The sequence below is a fragment of the Streptomyces sp. NPDC053079 genome (assembly GCF_044546695.1).
Classification (GTDB): domain Bacteria; phylum Actinomycetota; class Actinomycetes; order Streptomycetales; family Streptomycetaceae; genus Streptomyces.
The window spans coordinates 152,306-167,217 of the sequence record NZ_JBITZJ010000006.1 but is presented as its reverse complement, the minus strand read 5'-3'; the positions used below and the strand labels follow the sequence as shown (position 1 = coordinate 167,217).

The following is a 14,912-nucleotide window of genomic DNA, read 5'->3' as shown; positions in this document are numbered from 1 at the left end:
TGGGGCGATACCCTTGCTGGGTGCTGTATGCACACTGACCGCACGCTAACCCAGGCCGACGGTCTTCTGCAGCGCGATCCCGATCAACGGCCTCGACCACGACTTGGATGAATGATGCATCGGTACCGGTCCCACAACTGCGGCGAGCTCCGTGCGGCTGACGTCGACACCGACGTGCGACTGAGTGGCTGGCTGCACAATCGGCGCGACCTGGGCGGCATCCTCTTCATCGACCTGCGCGACCACCACGGTCTGGTCCAGCTCGTGGCCCGCCCGGGCACCCAGGCCAACGAGGCGCTCAGCCACCTGACCAAGGAGACCGTCGTCCGCGTCGACGGCAAGGTCATGAGCCGCGGCGCCGAGAACGTCAACCCCGAGCTGCCCACGGGCGAGATCGAGGTCGAGGTCACCGAGGTGGAGGTGCTGGGCGCCGCCGAGCAGATCCCCTTCACGATCAACGCCGACGACGGGGTGAACGAGGAGCGCCGCCTGGAGTACCGCTTCCTCGACCTGCGCCGCGAGCGCATGCACCGCAACATCATGCTGCGCTCGGCCGTCATCTCCTCCATCCGCGAGAAGATGACCAACCTCGGCTTCAACGAGCTGGCCACCCCGATCCTGTCCGCGACCTCCCCCGAGGGCGCGCGCGACTTCCTGGTGCCCTCGCGTCTGCACGCCGGCAAGTTCTACGCGCTGCCGCAGGCCCCGCAGCAGTTCAAGCAGCTGCTGATGATCGCGGGCTTCGACCGCTACTTCCAGATCGCCCCGTGCTTCCGCGACGAGGACGCCCGCGCCGACCGCTCGCCGGGCGAGTTCTACCAGCTCGACATGGAGATGTCCTTCGTCGAGCAGGAGGACGTCTTCCAGGTCATCGAGAAGGTCATGACCGACCTCTTCGAGGAGTTCGGCAACGGCCGCCACGTCACCTCGCCCTTCCCGCGGATCCCCTTCCGCGAGGCGATGCTGAAGTACGGCTCCGACAAGCCGGACCTGCGCGCCAAGCTCGAGCTCGTCGACGTCTCGGGCGTCTTCGCCGACAGCGGCTTCAAGGCCTTCGCCGGCAAGCACGTGCGCGCGCTGGCCGTGCCGGACACCGCGGGCCAGTCCCGCAAGTTCTTCGACGGCCTCGGTGAGTACGCGGTCGAGCAGGGCGCCAAGGGCCTTGCCTGGGTCCGCGTCGGCGAGAACAACGAGCTCTCGGGCCCGATCGCGAAGTTCCTCACCGCGGAGGACGTCAAGGCCCTGGTCGAGGCCCTCGGCCTCGAGCCCGGCCACGCCGTCTTCTTCGGCGCCGGTGAGTTCGACGAGGTCTCCAAGATCATGGGCGCGGTCCGCGTCGAGGCCGCCAAGCGCGCCGGCCACTTCGAGGAGAACGTCTTCCGGTTCTGCTGGATCGTCGACTTCCCGATGTTCGAGAAGGACGAGGAGACCGGCAAGATCGAGTTCTCCCACAACCCCTTCTCCATGCCCCAGGGCGGCCTCGAGGCCCTGCAGACCATGGACCCGCTGGACATCCTGGCCTGGCAGTACGACATCGTCTGCAACGGCACCGAGCTGTCCTCCGGCGCCATCCGTAACCACGAGCCCGAGGTCATGTACAAGGCCTTCGAGATCGCCGGTTACAGCAAGGAAGAGGTCGAGAAGGAGTTCGGCGGCATGCTGCGCGCCTTCAAGTTCGGCGCCCCGCCGCACGGCGGCATCGCCCCGGGCGTCGACCGCATCGTGATGCTGCTGGCCGACGAGCCGAACATCCGCGAGACCATCGCGTTCCCGCTCAACGGCAACGCGCAGGACCTGCTGATGGGCGCGCCGAGCGAGGTCGACGAGTCCCGTCTGAAGGAGCTGCACCTGTCGCTGCGCAAGCCGCCGACGGTGAAGTAACGCTTCCGAGCAACGCGTCGAGGGCGCCCGGCACTGCCGGGCGCCCTTCGTCGTACCGGAAGCCGTCGCGTCAGTAGCCGCGCGCCGCGCCTATCGGCAGGGGAGGGCAGCACCCCGCCGCGTTGTGCACTGCCCGCGACAGGCGCCCCGGCGTCAGCCGGTGGCTCCATAACACCGCCCGCACGCCGTACTCGGACACGGCCATCAGCTCGGTCTCGCCGAGCTCCTCCGCGACCACGACCAGCGGCGCCCGCCCCTCCCGGGCCATGCTCCGCAGCCGCCCCGCCGCGCCCCCGTCGTGCCGCCCCATGAGCAGGACCTCGACGACGGCTCTCTCGTCCCCCCGGACGACGCCGATGCCGGGCAGGCCCCGGAGCGTGCGGACGATGCGGTGCCGGCCCAGCTCGTCGCCGCCGTGGACGCTTACGGTGATGCGTTTTCCGAACACGACTCTTCCTCGTCTCCCCCGCGTACCCAACACCTCCAGCGTGCCGGGACGGGCTCAACGAACGATTGCCGAACGATCAACGCATGCGTGAAGGGCCCGGAACCACGGGTTCCGGGCCCTTCGCACGCTGTTTCTACGTTTCTACGTTTCTACGGGCGGCTCAGGCGGCCGTCTCCTCGCCGCCGCCGAAGCGCTCGCGGTACGCGGCCAGGTCGTCCTCGGTGATCTTCGCGAAGAGCACCGGCGGGACGGTGAACGGCGTGCCCGCCGGGATGAAGGACAGCGACTTGGCCTCGTCCGCGGTGACCCAGGTGGCGGTGTCGTCGGCGAGCTGGAAAGCGGAGCGCATGGCCGCCGCCGAGGCCGGGATGAACGGCTCGGAGACGATCGAGTAGAGGTGGATGAGGTTCATGGCCGTGCGCAGCGTCAGCGCGGCGCCCTCGGGGTCCGTCTTGATCTCCAGCCAGGGCGCCTTGGCCTCGAGGTAGGAGTTGCCCGCGCTCCACAGGGCGCGCAGCGCCTGCGCCGCCTTGCGGAACTGCATCTCCTCCATGTGCCGCTCGTACTCGGCCAGCAGCTCCGAGACCTGACGGCCCAGCTCCGACTCGGCCGCGCCCGCCTCGTTGCCGGCCGGGACGTCGTCGCCGAAGCGCTTGCGGGAGAAGGACAGCACGCGGTTGACGAAGTTGCCCAGGACGTCGGCCAGGTCCTTGTTGACCGTGGAGGAGAACAGCTCCCACGTGAACGACGTGTCGTCCGACTCGGGGGCGTTGGCCATCATGAAGTAGCGCCAGTAGTCGGCGGGCAGCAGCTCCAGGGCGTCGTGCGTGAACACGCCGCGCTTCTGGGACGTGGAGAACTTGCCGCCGTAGTAGTTGAGCCAGTTGAAGGCCTTGACGTAGTCGACCTTCTTCCACGGCTCGCGGGTGCCGAGCTGCGTGGCCGGGAACATCACCGTGTGGAACGGGACGTTGTCCTTGCCCATGAACTGGGTGTAGCGGACGTCGTCGGCCTCGTACCACCACGACTTCCAGTCGCGGCTCTCCGGCGCCTGGTCCGCCCACTCCTTGGTCGCGCCGATGTACTCGACGGGCGCGTCGAACCAGACGTAGAAGACCTTGCCCTCGGCCGCCAGCTCCGGCCACGTGTCGGCCGGGACCGGCACGCCCCAGTCCAGGTCACGCGTGATGGCACGGTCGTTCAGACCCTCGGTCAGCCACTTGCGGGCGATCGAGGACGCCAGGATCGGCCAGTCCTTGCCGTGCTCGTCGATCCACGCCTCGACCTCGCCCTGCAGCTTCGACTGCAGGAGGAAGAGGTGCTTGGTCTCGCGCACCTCGAGGTCGCTGCTGCCGCTGATGGCGGAACGGGCGTCGATCAGGTCCGTCGGGTCGAGGACACGGGTGCAGTTCTCGCACTGGTCGCCGCGCGCCTTGTCGTAGCCGCAGTGCGGGCACGTGCCGACGATGTAGCGGTCGGGCAGGAAGCGGCCGTCGGTGAGCGAGTACACCTGGCGGATCGCCCGCTCCTCGATGAACCCGTTCTTCTGCAGCTGACGCGCGAAGTGCTGGGTGATCTCGCGGTTCTCGGGCGAGGAGCTGCGGCCGAAGTAGTCGAACGACAGCCCGAAGCCTTCGTAAATCGCCTTCTGCGCGTCGTGCTGCTGGGCGCAGAACGTGTCGACGGGCAGACCGAGCTCCTTGGCGCCGAGCTCGGCGGGCGTGCCGTGCTCGTCGGTGGCGCAGATGAAGAGCGTCTCGCGGCCGGTCTGCCGCAGGAAGCGCGCATACACGTCCGCCGGAAGCATGGACCCCACCATGTTGCCCAGGTGCTTGATCCCGTTGATATACGGAAGGGCGCTGGTGATGAGGTGTCGAGCCATTGCGGCTGCTCCCTGGTCGGTGTGTGTTTGGGGTTTAGGTGCACCTTTAGCGTATCCGAGGGCCAGGGGGGTGCCGCGCGGTGTTTATGACGGCTGTGTCAAGCGTTTGCGCCCTTTGCGGGGCTGTTCGGGCCTAGCCTGATCCGTTACCGAACGGGCACGGAGAGTGGTGTACGGACCTGTGGCCAAGGGGTACCCACTCGGTTAGGAGAGGGGAACCCATGCTCGAAAAGAGCGCTCACCTTCCGGTCAACCATCGGTACTTCGGAAGCCAGTTCCAACTGTGGCGGCACGATGCGGGTGTCAGCCGGGAGGAGCTGGCGGAGGCGGTGCAGTACTCGGTGGAGCTGATCAAGTCGGTCGAGCAGGGGCGGCGGCGGGTGCCGGCGCGGGTGGCGGAGATTGCCGATGAGATGTTCGGGGCCAGGGGGAAGCTGAAGGCGGGCCTTTCCTATCTGACGAAGGAGTCGTTGCCCATGCGGGCGCACGACTTCATGCAGCGCGAGAGCGAGGCGGTGATGCACAGCTCGTACGAGACCGTCCTCATCCCGGGGCTGCTGCAGACCGAGCCGTACGCGCGGGCGTTGCTCAGCGGCACGTGGCCGCCGGTGGAGCAGGACGTGGCGGACGTACGACTCGCCACCCGGCTGAGCAGGCAGGCGCTCCTGACCCGCAAGCCGCTGATCCCCTTCACGTTCGTCGTGTACGAGGCCGCGCTGCGGAGCCCCGTGGGCGGCAACGAGGTACAGAAGCAGCAACTGCTGCACCTGCTGACGGCCGGACGGCAATGCAACATCACCCTGCAGGTGTTGCCCTACGACCGGGTCACGTCGTCCGCGCTGAGCGGTGCGCTGATGATCCTCGAGTCCGAGGACCACGAACGCCTGGCGTTCATCATGGGCCAGCAGACGAGCCGCCTCGTTACCGAACGGGCCGAAGTGAGCGCGCTGGACCAGCGGTACGGCAGGATCTGCGCGCAGGCCTTGGACCCGGAGAACTCTGCACGTTTCATCGAGCGGATTGCGGACGAGCTATGAGCGTTGATCTGGTGTGGCGCAAGTCGAGCTACAGCGATGACGAGGGCGTGGCGTGCGTCGAGGTGGCGATGGCCCCTCGAACCGTCCACGTCCGTGACTCCAAGCGGGCCGACGGCCCCCGCATACACTTCGGCGCCGCCGCATGGGCGGCGTTCGTGACCGCCCCGGGTGCGACCGACGCCATCGCTCCTTAGGCTCGTATGGACGGAGGCCTCTATGACCACAGCCCGGGACCTGGCGCTCACCGCCATGGACGTGGCGCCCGGCCGCCCCGTGGAGCCGGGTGATCTGTCGCTGGCGTTGGCGGGGGCGGAGTTGATCGACCTGCTGGCCCGTGGGGCCGTCACGCTGGACGGGGACCGGATCGTGCCCGGCGAGCGGACCGCCATGGGTGACCCCGTGCTGGACCAGGCCGTGGGAGCGCTGGACCGGGAGGCGCCGTACGAGGCGGTCGGGGACTGGCTGTGGCGCAGGGGCCGGGGCCTGGCCTCGGTCTACGTGGCCGACCTCGGGGCGGAGGACCGCTCGGCGGCGAACGAGCCCGTGCTCGTCGCCCTGGCACAGGCCGTCGGGATCGGCGAGGAGGGGACCGAAGAGGCCCCGATCACGGCCGGCGACGCGGTGGAGACCGTGCTGGCCGCCGTCTACGACGCGGTGATGGAACTGGAGGCCGTACGGCAACGGCGAGCCGTCGAGCAGTCGGCCTTCGACAACGTCTGGCGGGGCGACTGACGCCGTCCGATAGCCGCCAGCGCGGCGCTTCGCGCCGGCGAATGCTGGGCGGCATGACGACGACAACGGTCACACACCGGGCCTACCCCATCGCCCCGTCCGTCCTGCGCCGGCTGCGCGAGCGCGACGACGCCGGCGTCACCCGCGAGCCCGTCACGGACGGGCCCGGCGGCGCCCCGCTCCGCTGCTGCCTGCGGCACAGCACGCCGGGCGAACGGATCGTCCTCGTCTCGTACGCCCCGCTGCACCGCTGGGCGAAGGAGACGGGCGCGGAGCCGGGCGCGTACGACGAGCGAGGGCCCATCTTCGTCCACGCCGAGGCGTGCGAGGGCCGAGCTCCGGGCGGATCCGGGTACCCGCAGGAGATGCACGGCGCGCGCCGCGTGCTGCGCGCGTACGACGCGCAGGGGCACATCCTGGGCGGCACGCTCATAGAGATGCCGGCGGCCGAGGTGGACGCGGCGCTGAGCGAGGTGTTCGAGAACCCCGATGTGGCTCTGGTCCACGTGCGGGCGGTGGAGTTCGGCTGCTTCATGGTGGAGGTCCGGCGGGGCTGAGCGCGCTCAGGCCAGGGCCAGGGCGGCGACGACCGGGGCCGCGTACACGAGCGGGAACGGTACGTGGGCGTACCAGCGGGCGCGGAGCACGGCGACGACGGCGCCGGCGAAGTACAGCACGAGGCCGATGCCGGCCAGGAGGCCGATGACCGGCACGAACAGCCCGGCCAGCAGGCCCACGGCTCCGGCGGCCTTGGCCGAACCGAGCCAGGGCAGCCAGGACTGGGGGATGCCGTAGTCGGCCATGGGCTGGACGACCCACGCGGCGCGGAGGAAGACGGAGCCGGCCGAGAAGCCTGCCATGGCGGCGGCGAGGACGGTGACGACGACGTAGGCGGTGGACATCGAAAGGGCTCCTGTCGGGCGGGCGTTGTGTGCTCTTCGCTGCTATGACCCGGCGGGACGCGGAGGTGTGACAACTGATCGACAACGACTTTTCAGGCCGGGAGGCCGGTCGGATAATGCGCAAACGATCACTAGGGGAGGAGATGGTCATGGGGATGCGCATCAAGTGGGGCGTCGGTGTGGCGGCGGGACTGGCCGCCGTCTTCGCCGGGGTCCAGCCGGCGTCGGCCGCCGGTACGGGTATGGGTACGGGCACGTACAGCTTCGTCAACGAGGCCACGGGCCGTTGTCTGGACGGCAATTCGATGACCGCCACGCGTGCGTGCGACGGCGGGTCCGACCAGAAGTGGCTGGTCACGGAGAACGGCGGGGACGTCCCCGTCTACTCGCTGAAGAACGCCGCGCACGGCCGCTGCCTCGAGATCCGTGCGGGGCGCGTGCTGTCGACGACCCAGTGCATGCCGGCGCGCGACCAGCAGTGGAGGACCCTGTCGGGCCGCACGACCCCGCTGCGGGACGTGGCCTCGGGCCACTGCATCGAGGACACCGCGACGACGCTGCGCGTCACCGCGTGCAGCGGCGGCCCGGGCCAGCGCTGGGCGATGCAGGCCCGCTGAGTCGGGGGGCTGGCCCCGCACCCCGGTCCCAGGGCCGGACCGGGGTGCGCGCACGCGGGGCACTTCTGCGCGAAAGCGCGTGGCGCCTCGTGTGGATCAGCAGTCAGTGAAGGGAGGGACCACGCGCGTGACTGCGATCAGCCGGCAGCGAGGAACAGGGAGAACGTAGAACCATCCGTCGGTGAGAAGCGGGACGCGGCGCAGCCCACCCGGCACACCTCGGTGCGGGCCTTCTCCGATGTCCGTTACGTCCACTCCGACTTCGGCGAGGGCGACAAGCTCGGACGCGAGCCGTTCCACCTCGGCGACGATGTGGTCGGACAGTCCGGTGACGACGTGTTCGGCGTCGGGGTCGTACTCCCACCGCCAAGCGTCGGAGTCGCTCATGCGGCGCCGTGGTCCTCTCGCGTGATGCCCGCTTCCACGAACGCGACGTCCAGGATGCGGCCGATCTCGGAAGTGATCGCCCGGACCTCCTCGAGGTCGTCGGTCTCAGTTGCCCGGGCTTCCAGTCGGCGCAGGCGGTCGGCGCGGTCGGGGTGACGTTCGATGGCGACGTACACCGCCCACTGCCCGGTGAAGCGTCGCAGGGGAGCGGCGCTCACCAAGTCGCGAGCCTGCTGCAGGGCGACTGCCCGCTCGGCATCAAAGGTAGGGAGCGCGTGAGGGGCGAGGAGCGCGAGCGCGGCGCGGAGCTCCTCCGGGGTGCCGGCAGGCTGGGGGATGGGCGCGGAGGTGCCGCCCGAGCCGGCTGCGGTGCTGTTCATGCCGCCTGATCCTTCCGGTCGGCGTGCTGTCCGGAGTCTCCGACCGTAGACAGTGGGCAGTGCGCAGGCAAGCACAGGCCAGGGCCCGGCGGCGCGGAGCCGCACGATGTCGCGTTGTGGGCTTCCCGGCGTGTCCCGGCGGGCCGCATGATGCGCAGACGTCGTTCTCCGAGGGAGGAGATGTCATGAGGGTGCGCATCAAGTGCGGTGTAAGCGTGGCGGCGGGGCTGGTCTGCGTCCTCGCCGGGGCTCAGCCGGCTCCGGCCGCCGCCGCGGACACGTACATTCTCGTCAACGAGGCCACGGGCCGCTGCCTCGACGGCAGGTCCCTGACCGGCACCCTGCCCTGCGACGGCGGGGACTCGCAGAAGTGGGCGATATCGACGCGCGGCGAGCCGGGCTCCGTTTCCTTGCTGAGAAACGCCACGGGGTGCCTCACCGTGCGCACCGGCGGTCGCGTGCTGTCGACGGGTGGCTGCGACGGAATGCCGCATCAGCAGTGGAAGCTGTCGCGGATGGGGTCCACGTCCTTGAAGAACGTGGGATCGGGGCGTTGCGTCGATGACCTCACGGACTCCTTGCGCATGAATGTCTGCGGTGCGGGCGAGGCCGGTCAGCGGTGGGTGCTGCGACCTTGAGCTCCGGGCCCCGGGGGCCGAGCTCTGTTTCTGATGAAGGGGTGGGTTGGTACAACCCACCCACCCTCCCCAGTGCGCCCAAGTGCCGCGATACCACAGGGAGATGACTTTTCGTGACCGGCTTGCGACAGCGCGTCGCCAAGCCCTAACGTGCGCAGCAACAAACAACCCCGGCAGGTGCTAGCAACACCATGCCGGGGTCTCACCAACAAGATCTCCAGAGGATCCTGTGGCTTACGACGACTCTAGCGCCGCCCCGCGCGCGGCCGCATCCGCCATGGCCAACCCGGGCTACGGCAAGCGCCTCGCCCCCGGCCAAGCTCCCCGCCGCAAAGGCGACTTCGCGCATCTCCCCCGGCGGGAGGCGGCCATCGCCGCGCTCATCGACGCCCTTCCCGAGGGTGCCGCCATGGACGCGAAGACCCTCGCCAAGCTGAGCCCCGACTACGGCCAGGCCGCGTGCCGCAGCGCGCTCAACCGGCTCCACATCGCCGGTCACCTGCGACGATTCCGCGAGCGCGTGCAGGCCGAGGACGGCGGGATGCGGTGGGTGACGCGCACGTACTTCTCGCGGACGGCGCGGGACGACGGGTGGTGGGAGCGGTTCTGGGCGGGGGACGTCGTCGAGGAGGGGGTGGCGGCCCCGCCCCCGATGGCCCCTGCCGCCCGGCCCGCACGTTCGCGGGCGTACGCCGCGCTGGCCGGGTTGACCCGCGCCGATGACCGGCTGGCGCTGAGCGCGGCGGACTGTGCCGCGCTCGAACCGCTCGCGGCGGAGTGGCTCGCGCGCGGTGCCGGTGAATCACAGCTGGTCAGCGCACTGACGGCCGGGCTTCCGCCACAGGTGCACGCCCCGGCGGCACTGATGCGCATCCGGCTGGTCGAGAAGCTGCCGCCCGAGCGTGAGCCCGAGCCCGAGCCGGAGGCCCGCCGGGCCCCCCTTCGCATCATGGAGTGCGCCGTGTGCGGCGTGCCGGGACGGCCCGACGCCCTGCCGGGCGGTACGTGCCGCGACTGCCGGGGTGAGTCGCGGGCCCCCGAGCCGTACGGCCTGTCGGCCGCCGAGGTCCGAGCCCGCGTCGCCGAGCTACGGGTTGCCGCCCGGGCACCCGAAAGGAACCGCACGTGACCCTGTCGGTCAGGGCGAGTGGGCAGATCCCGACGGCGTGGTGATGGCCGTTGAGATCACTTCGCACGACGCGGACACCGACCGGCGTGACCGTCGCGAGAAGCGGGACGGATACGCGGCCGCAGAGATCCCGGTCTACCTGCTGATCGACAGGGACGCGTGCACGCTCGTCCTCTACAGCGAGCCGGATCGTGGCACGTACCGCAAGCGCATCTCATGGCCCTTCGGCGACGTCGTCGAGATCCCCGCCCCCGTCGGCATCGCCCTCGACACCGAGAAGCTCAAGGACTATGCCGACTGACAGGGGTTCTTGACCCGCAGGTACATAACCCCGTACGCTTCCCCCATGGCCCGCCCCAAGCAGTTCGATCCCGACCGTGCCGTCGAGCAGGCGATGGACGTCTTCTGGCGCAAGGGATACGCCTCCACCACGCCGCAGGACCTCGTCGACGCGCTCGGCATCGGCAAGGGGAGCTTGTACAACGCCTTCGGCAGCAAGCACGCCCTCTTCGAGCTGGCCTTGCGGCGGTACCGCGACAGTCAGGCGGCGGCGCTCATCGCGATGCTGGAGCAGTCCGGGCCGGTGAAGGAGCGGTTGCGGGAGGCGTTGGTGCTGCTGGTGGAGATGGATCTGGCGGATCCGGACCGCCGGGGCTGCATGGGGGTCAACACCGCCGCCGAACTGGGCGGGGCCGACGCTGTGGCCACCGAGCTGGTGCGGCGGATGTTCGACCGTACCGAGGAGGCCTTCGCCGCGCTCGTCGAGAAGGGGCAGCGGGCCGGTGAGATCGATCCGGGCCGGGACGCCCGGGCCGTGGGGAGCCTGTTGCTCAACACCGTGGTCGGGCTGCGCCTCATGGCGCGCGTCGCCGAAGGGCCCGAGCGGCTGTCCCGTACCGTCGACGCGCTGCTCGATTCGCTCTGACCTGGCCCGCCCGCTCCAGGGCGGGTCTTTTCACACCTTTGTTTTGTACCTGTAGTTAAAGAACGGGGATGGGAATCATGGATCTGCGACTCGCAGGCAAGACCGCCGTCGTCACCGGCGCCAGCCGCGGCATCGGCCTCGCCACCGTGCGCGCCCTGGCCGCCGAGGGCGTCCGCGTCGTCGGCGCGGCCCGCACCGTCACGCCCGGGCTGGTGGAGACCGGCGCCGTGCCCGTCGCCGTGGACCTCGGCACCCCCGAGGGCAACGCCGAACTCGTCGAGCGGGCGCTCGCCGAGCTCGGCGGCATCGATCTGCTCGTCAACAATGTCGGCGCCGGGGACGACGTACGGATCGGCGGGTTCCTCGACGTCGACGACGAGCACTGGATCCGTACCTTCGAGCTCAACCTCTTCAGCGCGATCCGCGTCACCCGCGCCGCGCTGCCCAGCCTGATCGAGCGCGGCGGGGCCGTCGTCAACGTCTCGTCCGTCAACTCCCGGCTCCCCGCCGCCGGTCCCGTCGCCTACAGCGCCGCCAAGGCCGCGCTCACCGCCCTCGGCAAGTCCCTCGCCGAGGAGTTCGGGCCGCGGGGCGTGCGGGTCAACACCGTCTCGCCCGGCGTCGTGCGCACCGCGATCTGGGAGGACCCCGACGGGTTCGGCGGCAAGGTGGCCGCGGCCAGTGGAATGGGGCACCAGGAGCTCCTGGACCGGGTGCCCGAGATGTTCGGCATCACCACCGGAAGGATCACCGAGCCCGCCGAGGTCGCCGCACTGATCACGTTCCTGCTCTCCGACGTGGCGGGCAACATCACCGGCGCCGATCACATCATCGACGGCGGGACGGTGAAGACCGCCTGACGCGCGCGAGCGGCACCCGTAACCGCGACGAAGGCCGCCTCCGTCCCGGGGGCGGCCTTCGGGCGGTCGCGGAACTGCCTACCGGACGATCCCGGCGGCCCGCGCCTCGGCCAGCCACTCGGGGAACTCCACCATGAGCTCCGCGTAGAGGGTGTCGTCCGACAGCGCCTTGGGCTCGCGGCCGGCGTGGAAGAAGCCCGCGTTGTCGACGACGCGCCGCTCCGGCACCGGCAGGTCGTCGAGCTTGCGCAGGAAGTCGAAGCCCTTGCCCTCCGGGTTGCCGAAGCCGACGAACTGCCAGAAGATCGGCAGCTTCGCCGCGTCGCACAGCGCCTTCTCGGCGGCGGTCTTGCTGTACGGCGCGCCGTCGGTCTGGAAGATGACGAAGGCCGGGTCCGTGCTGCCGGACTTCGTGTAGTGGTCGATGACGGCCTCGATGGCCCAGTGGTAGTTCGTCCGGCCCATGTGGCCGTAGGACTCGTGCAGTTCCTGGATGCGGCCGCTGTGGTTGGCGAGGTCGATCTCGGCCGTGCCGTCGACGTCCGTGGAGAAGAAGACGACGGGCACGACGCCGTCGTCGTCGAGGTGGGCGGCCAGGCCCAGGGCCTGCTCGGCGAGGTGCTGGACCGTGCCGTCCTTGTAGTACGGGCGCATGGAGCCCGACCGGTCGAGCACGAGGTAGACGGCCGCCCGCTGCCCGGCGAGCCCCTGCTTGCGCAGCGAGACGCCGGCCGACTTGTAGAGGCTGACCAGCGCGGGGGCGGTGGCCTGCACCTTCTCCAGGCTGACGGCGGGGGCGCCGGCGGGGTCGGCGGATTCGGCCGGGGCGGCCGGCGCGGCGACCGACATCGCGGGCGCGGGCTCCGGGTCCGGGCCGGGGGCCGGCTCCGGCACCGGGTTCGGGTCGGGCGTCGGCACCGGCTCCGGCTCGGGAATGGGCTTCGGCGACGGCATGGGCGTCGGCTCGGGCTCGGGCTGCGGCACCGGCTCGGGCCGGTGCGGCCCCGGCGTGGGAATCGGCCCCAACGGCCCGGGATCGGGCACGCGCTCGGCGGTGGGCTCGATGACGGGCTCGCCGACCGGCTCGGCTACGGGTTCGACGGCACGCTCGGTCACCGGCTCAACGACCGGCTCGGCCACGCGCTCGGCGACCGGCTCGGCGACCGGCTCGGCCACGCGTTCGGCGACCGGCTCGGCGACCGGCTCAACCACCGCCTCGACGGCGCGGTCCGCCGTTTCCGCCGTCGGCTGGGCCGGTACGACCACCGCGTTGGGGGCCTCGTCAGGGACCGCAGCGGCGGCCGCGGTGTTGTCGGGCCCCGCACTCTGCTGGGGCAGGCTGGGTTCGTCGCGTTCTGCCGTCCTGTTCCGGCCGAACGCGTTCCGCAGCAGACTCCGAATGCCCATGGGGAGATGTCCTTCATGTGTCTCGGGTGCAGTTGAAATGTCCGTACTGCGGGGAAAAGTCCCCAGTCTTGACGACTACGTAAGGCTAGCCGTCAAGCCTGCTCCAGTACGTTCACACCCGACACGCCGGGTGCGCGTGTCCCCGTCGTACATCAGTGGTGATCGGGAATCCAGTTCCCATGGAAACCCAGCGGCACCCGCACCGGAAGATGGACGCGGGCGACGGGCCCCGCCGCGAAGTCCTGTGCCGCCAGCACGACCAGGTCCGTGGCCTCCCGCGCGGGGTCGTAGGCGAAGGCCAGCACCCAGCCGTCGTCCTCCGCCGCGTCCGGCGCCGCCGGTACGAAGACGCCCTCGCCCACGTCCCCGCCCACCGGCACCCGGAACTCCGCGACCGTGCCGCGCTCCAGGTCGTACTTGAGCAGAGCGGTGTCCCGCCCCGGCTCCCGCTCGCGCATCGCGTAGCCGAAGCGGTGCGGGCCGGTGAGCCGGCGCGGGTCGACGCGGGGGTACTCCACCGGCCGGTCGTCCAGCCGCTCCCGCCGCACGGTTCCGGCGGCCAGGTCGACGGTCCAGCGCTCCAGACGGGCGAGGTGCCGGCCGGGGGCCGGGTGGCCGGCGTCGGCCGGGTCGAAGAAACGGTCGTAGCGGACGAGATGGACGGTGATGAAGCGACCGCCGTGCTCATAGGCGTTCATGGGGTGGAAGACGAAACACGGTTCGATCTCCAGCCAGCGCACCTGGTCCGCCCCGCCCTCCCTCGGCAGCACCCCGAGCCGGGCCGGCCGGGCCGGGTCCCAGACCGGGTGGGGGCTGCCCCCGGGCCGGCTCCGCGCGAAGACGACCGGCAGGTCGTACAGCAGCACGTACCGCTCGGTGAGGGAGAAGTCGTGCATCATCGGCCGCCCCACGACCGGGACGTCGACATGGCGGCGCACCCGCCCGTCCGTGCCCGCGACGACGTACTGCACGTACGGCCAGGCCGGGCAGTACGCGACCGCGTGCAGCTCACCGCTGCGTGGATCGAGGACCGGATGCGCGGACAGCCCGCCCGGCAGCGTGCCGTGGAAGTCGAACGGGCCGATCGTGTAGAGCTCGGGATCGAGCTCGTACGGCAGCGTCCCGCCCTCGACCAGCGCGAGGCAGTGCCCGGCGAAGAACTGGACGTGGGTGTTGGGCGCGAAGTCCATGTCCAGGTGGCGCGGCCCGTGCAGCAGCTTCTCGCCGAGCCGCCCGGCCACCGCGTCGGAGCGCACCCAGCGGTTGCGGTACCACTCGGCGCGCCCGTCGCGCAGGCGCACGCCGTGGACCATGCCCTCGCCGCTGAACCAGTGATAGGCCGCCGGGTCCTCGACGTGCAGGGGATTGGGGCCGTTGCGCAGGTAGCGGCCCCGCAGGGACTCGGGGATCCGGCCGGTCACGGGCAGGTCGACCGTGGTGATCTCGTCGTGGACGGGGGCGAAGAGGCCCCGCAGATAAGGGTTCGGTCCCGCGTACGCCCGGCCCGCGATCGCGTCGGTCATGCAGCCACCTCCACCGGCCCTCCCCCGGCCGCGCCGGGCGGTGCCCCCACCGCGAGGCCGCCTTTCCACCATCCAGCGGAAGGCAGGGTTCGGCCAGCCTCCACCTGCGCGTCGGCGACTCTTCATCCGCCGCGGGTATCTCTTGGAAGTTCGGCGTCCGTTTA

At 70.6% G+C, this 14,912-nt stretch carries 17 protein-coding genes and 1 pseudogene; 11 read left to right on the top strand and 7 right to left on the bottom strand.

Going from position 1 to position 14,912, the window contains the following annotated elements:
* The first annotated feature begins 114 nt into the window (after window positions 1–114).
* Window positions 115–1,881, top strand: a complete 1,767-nt coding sequence (aspS, locus tag ACIGXW_RS23000; protein ID WP_399575116.1) for an aspartate--tRNA ligase — start codon at window positions 115–117, stop codon at window positions 1,879–1,881.
* A gap of 70 nt (window positions 1,882–1,951) precedes the next feature.
* On the opposite strand, the gene ACIGXW_RS22995 is transcribed toward aspS, so the two are convergent.
* Both ACIGXW_RS22995 and metG read right to left on the bottom strand, forming a co-directional pair.
* A complete protein-coding gene (locus tag ACIGXW_RS22995; protein WP_399574821.1) occupies window positions 1,952–2,329 on the bottom strand; it encodes a DNA-binding response regulator in 378 nt (125 codons plus the stop codon).
* 160 nt (window positions 2,330–2,489) lie between these two features.
* Window positions 2,490–4,211 carry a methionine--tRNA ligase gene (gene metG / locus ACIGXW_RS22990; RefSeq protein WP_399574820.1) on the bottom strand — a complete coding sequence of 574 codons (1,722 nt, stop codon included), beginning with the start codon at window positions 4,209–4,211 and terminating at the stop codon, window positions 2,490–2,492.
* A 221-nt stretch (window positions 4,212–4,432) separates the two neighbouring features.
* On the opposite strand from metG, the gene ACIGXW_RS22985 reads away from it, so the two are divergent.
* From ACIGXW_RS22985 to ACIGXW_RS22970, 4 genes are read left to right on the top strand one after another with little or no spacing between them, the layout of a single operon-like run.
* A complete protein-coding gene (locus ACIGXW_RS22985) occupies window positions 4,433–5,248 on the top strand; it encodes a helix-turn-helix domain-containing protein (RefSeq protein ID WP_399574819.1) in 816 nt (271 codons plus the stop codon).
* The gene (locus ACIGXW_RS22980; RefSeq protein WP_399574818.1) at window positions 5,245–5,442 is read left to right on the top strand and encodes a DUF397 domain-containing protein; all 198 of its coding nucleotides are present in this window, start codon (window positions 5,245–5,247) and stop codon (window positions 5,440–5,442) included. The genes ACIGXW_RS22985 and ACIGXW_RS22980 overlap by 4 nt, the downstream gene beginning before the upstream one ends.
* Window positions 5,443–5,464: 22 nt before the next feature.
* The gene (locus ACIGXW_RS22975; protein WP_399574817.1) at window positions 5,465–5,980 is read left to right on the top strand and encodes a GPP34 family phosphoprotein; all 516 of its coding nucleotides are present in this window, start codon (window positions 5,465–5,467) and stop codon (window positions 5,978–5,980) included.
* 53 nt (window positions 5,981–6,033) lie between these two features.
* Window positions 6,034–6,537 (top strand): DUF1203 domain-containing protein, encoded by a 504-nt coding sequence (locus tag ACIGXW_RS22970; protein WP_399574816.1) that lies wholly within the window; start codon window positions 6,034–6,036, stop codon window positions 6,535–6,537.
* A gap of 6 nt (window positions 6,538–6,543) precedes the next feature.
* Here ACIGXW_RS22970 and ACIGXW_RS22965 read toward each other — a convergent pair whose 3' ends face one another.
* The gene (locus ACIGXW_RS22965; RefSeq protein ID WP_071961657.1) at window positions 6,544–6,882 is read right to left on the bottom strand and encodes a DoxX family protein; all 339 of its coding nucleotides are present in this window, start codon (window positions 6,880–6,882) and stop codon (window positions 6,544–6,546) included.
* A gap of 149 nt (window positions 6,883–7,031) precedes the next feature.
* Between ACIGXW_RS22965 and ACIGXW_RS22960 the strand changes: the two genes are divergently transcribed.
* Window positions 7,032–7,499 (top strand): RICIN domain-containing protein, encoded by a 468-nt coding sequence (locus ACIGXW_RS22960; protein ID WP_399574815.1) that lies wholly within the window; start codon window positions 7,032–7,034, stop codon window positions 7,497–7,499.
* A gap of 96 nt (window positions 7,500–7,595) precedes the next feature.
* On the opposite strand, the gene ACIGXW_RS22955 is transcribed toward ACIGXW_RS22960, so the two are convergent.
* Window positions 7,596–7,886: a hypothetical protein gene (locus tag ACIGXW_RS22955; RefSeq protein WP_399574814.1), complete on the bottom strand. Its 291-nt coding sequence runs from the start codon at window positions 7,884–7,886 to the stop codon at window positions 7,596–7,598.
* On the bottom strand, window positions 7,883–8,266 hold the full coding sequence (locus ACIGXW_RS22950) for a DUF6247 family protein (RefSeq protein ID WP_399574812.1): 384 nt from the start codon (window positions 8,264–8,266) through the stop codon (window positions 7,883–7,885). Before ACIGXW_RS22950 ends, ACIGXW_RS22955 begins: the two co-directional genes overlap by 4 nt.
* Before the next feature lie 185 nt (window positions 8,267–8,451).
* Here ACIGXW_RS22950 and ACIGXW_RS22945 point away from each other — a divergent pair, with 185 nt between their 5' ends.
* The 5 genes and pseudogenes from ACIGXW_RS22945 to ACIGXW_RS22925 all read left to right on the top strand — a co-directional run bounded on the left by ACIGXW_RS22945 (window position 8,452) and on the right by ACIGXW_RS22925 (window position 11,818).
* Entirely contained in the window at window positions 8,452–8,904 is a 453-nt protein-coding gene (locus ACIGXW_RS22945) for an RICIN domain-containing protein (protein WP_399574810.1), read from the top strand.
* A gap of 229 nt (window positions 8,905–9,133) precedes the next feature.
* Complete coding sequence (locus ACIGXW_RS22940; protein WP_399574808.1) at window positions 9,134–10,033, top strand: hypothetical protein; 900 nt, start codon at window positions 9,134–9,136, stop codon at window positions 10,031–10,033.
* Between the two features lie 7 nt (window positions 10,034–10,040).
* A pseudogene (locus tag ACIGXW_RS22935) lies at window positions 10,041–10,334 on the top strand (Uma2 family endonuclease); the annotation flags it as partial.
* A gap of 45 nt (window positions 10,335–10,379) precedes the next feature.
* Complete coding sequence (locus ACIGXW_RS22930) at window positions 10,380–10,958, top strand: TetR/AcrR family transcriptional regulator (protein ID WP_399574806.1); 579 nt, start codon at window positions 10,380–10,382, stop codon at window positions 10,956–10,958.
* 77 nt (window positions 10,959–11,035) lie between these two features.
* A complete protein-coding gene (locus tag ACIGXW_RS22925) occupies window positions 11,036–11,818 on the top strand; it encodes an oxidoreductase (RefSeq protein ID WP_399574804.1) in 783 nt (260 codons plus the stop codon).
* Between the two features lie 78 nt (window positions 11,819–11,896).
* Here ACIGXW_RS22925 and ACIGXW_RS22920 read toward each other — a convergent pair whose 3' ends face one another.
* Both ACIGXW_RS22920 and ACIGXW_RS22915 read right to left on the bottom strand, forming a co-directional pair.
* Entirely contained in the window at window positions 11,897–13,225 is a 1,329-nt protein-coding gene (locus ACIGXW_RS22920; protein ID WP_399574802.1) for a VWA domain-containing protein, read from the bottom strand.
* Window positions 13,226–13,377: 152 nt separating this feature from the next.
* Entirely contained in the window at window positions 13,378–14,748 is a 1,371-nt protein-coding gene (locus ACIGXW_RS22915) for a carotenoid oxygenase family protein (RefSeq protein ID WP_399574800.1), read from the bottom strand.
* Window positions 14,749–14,912 lie beyond the last annotated feature (164 nt).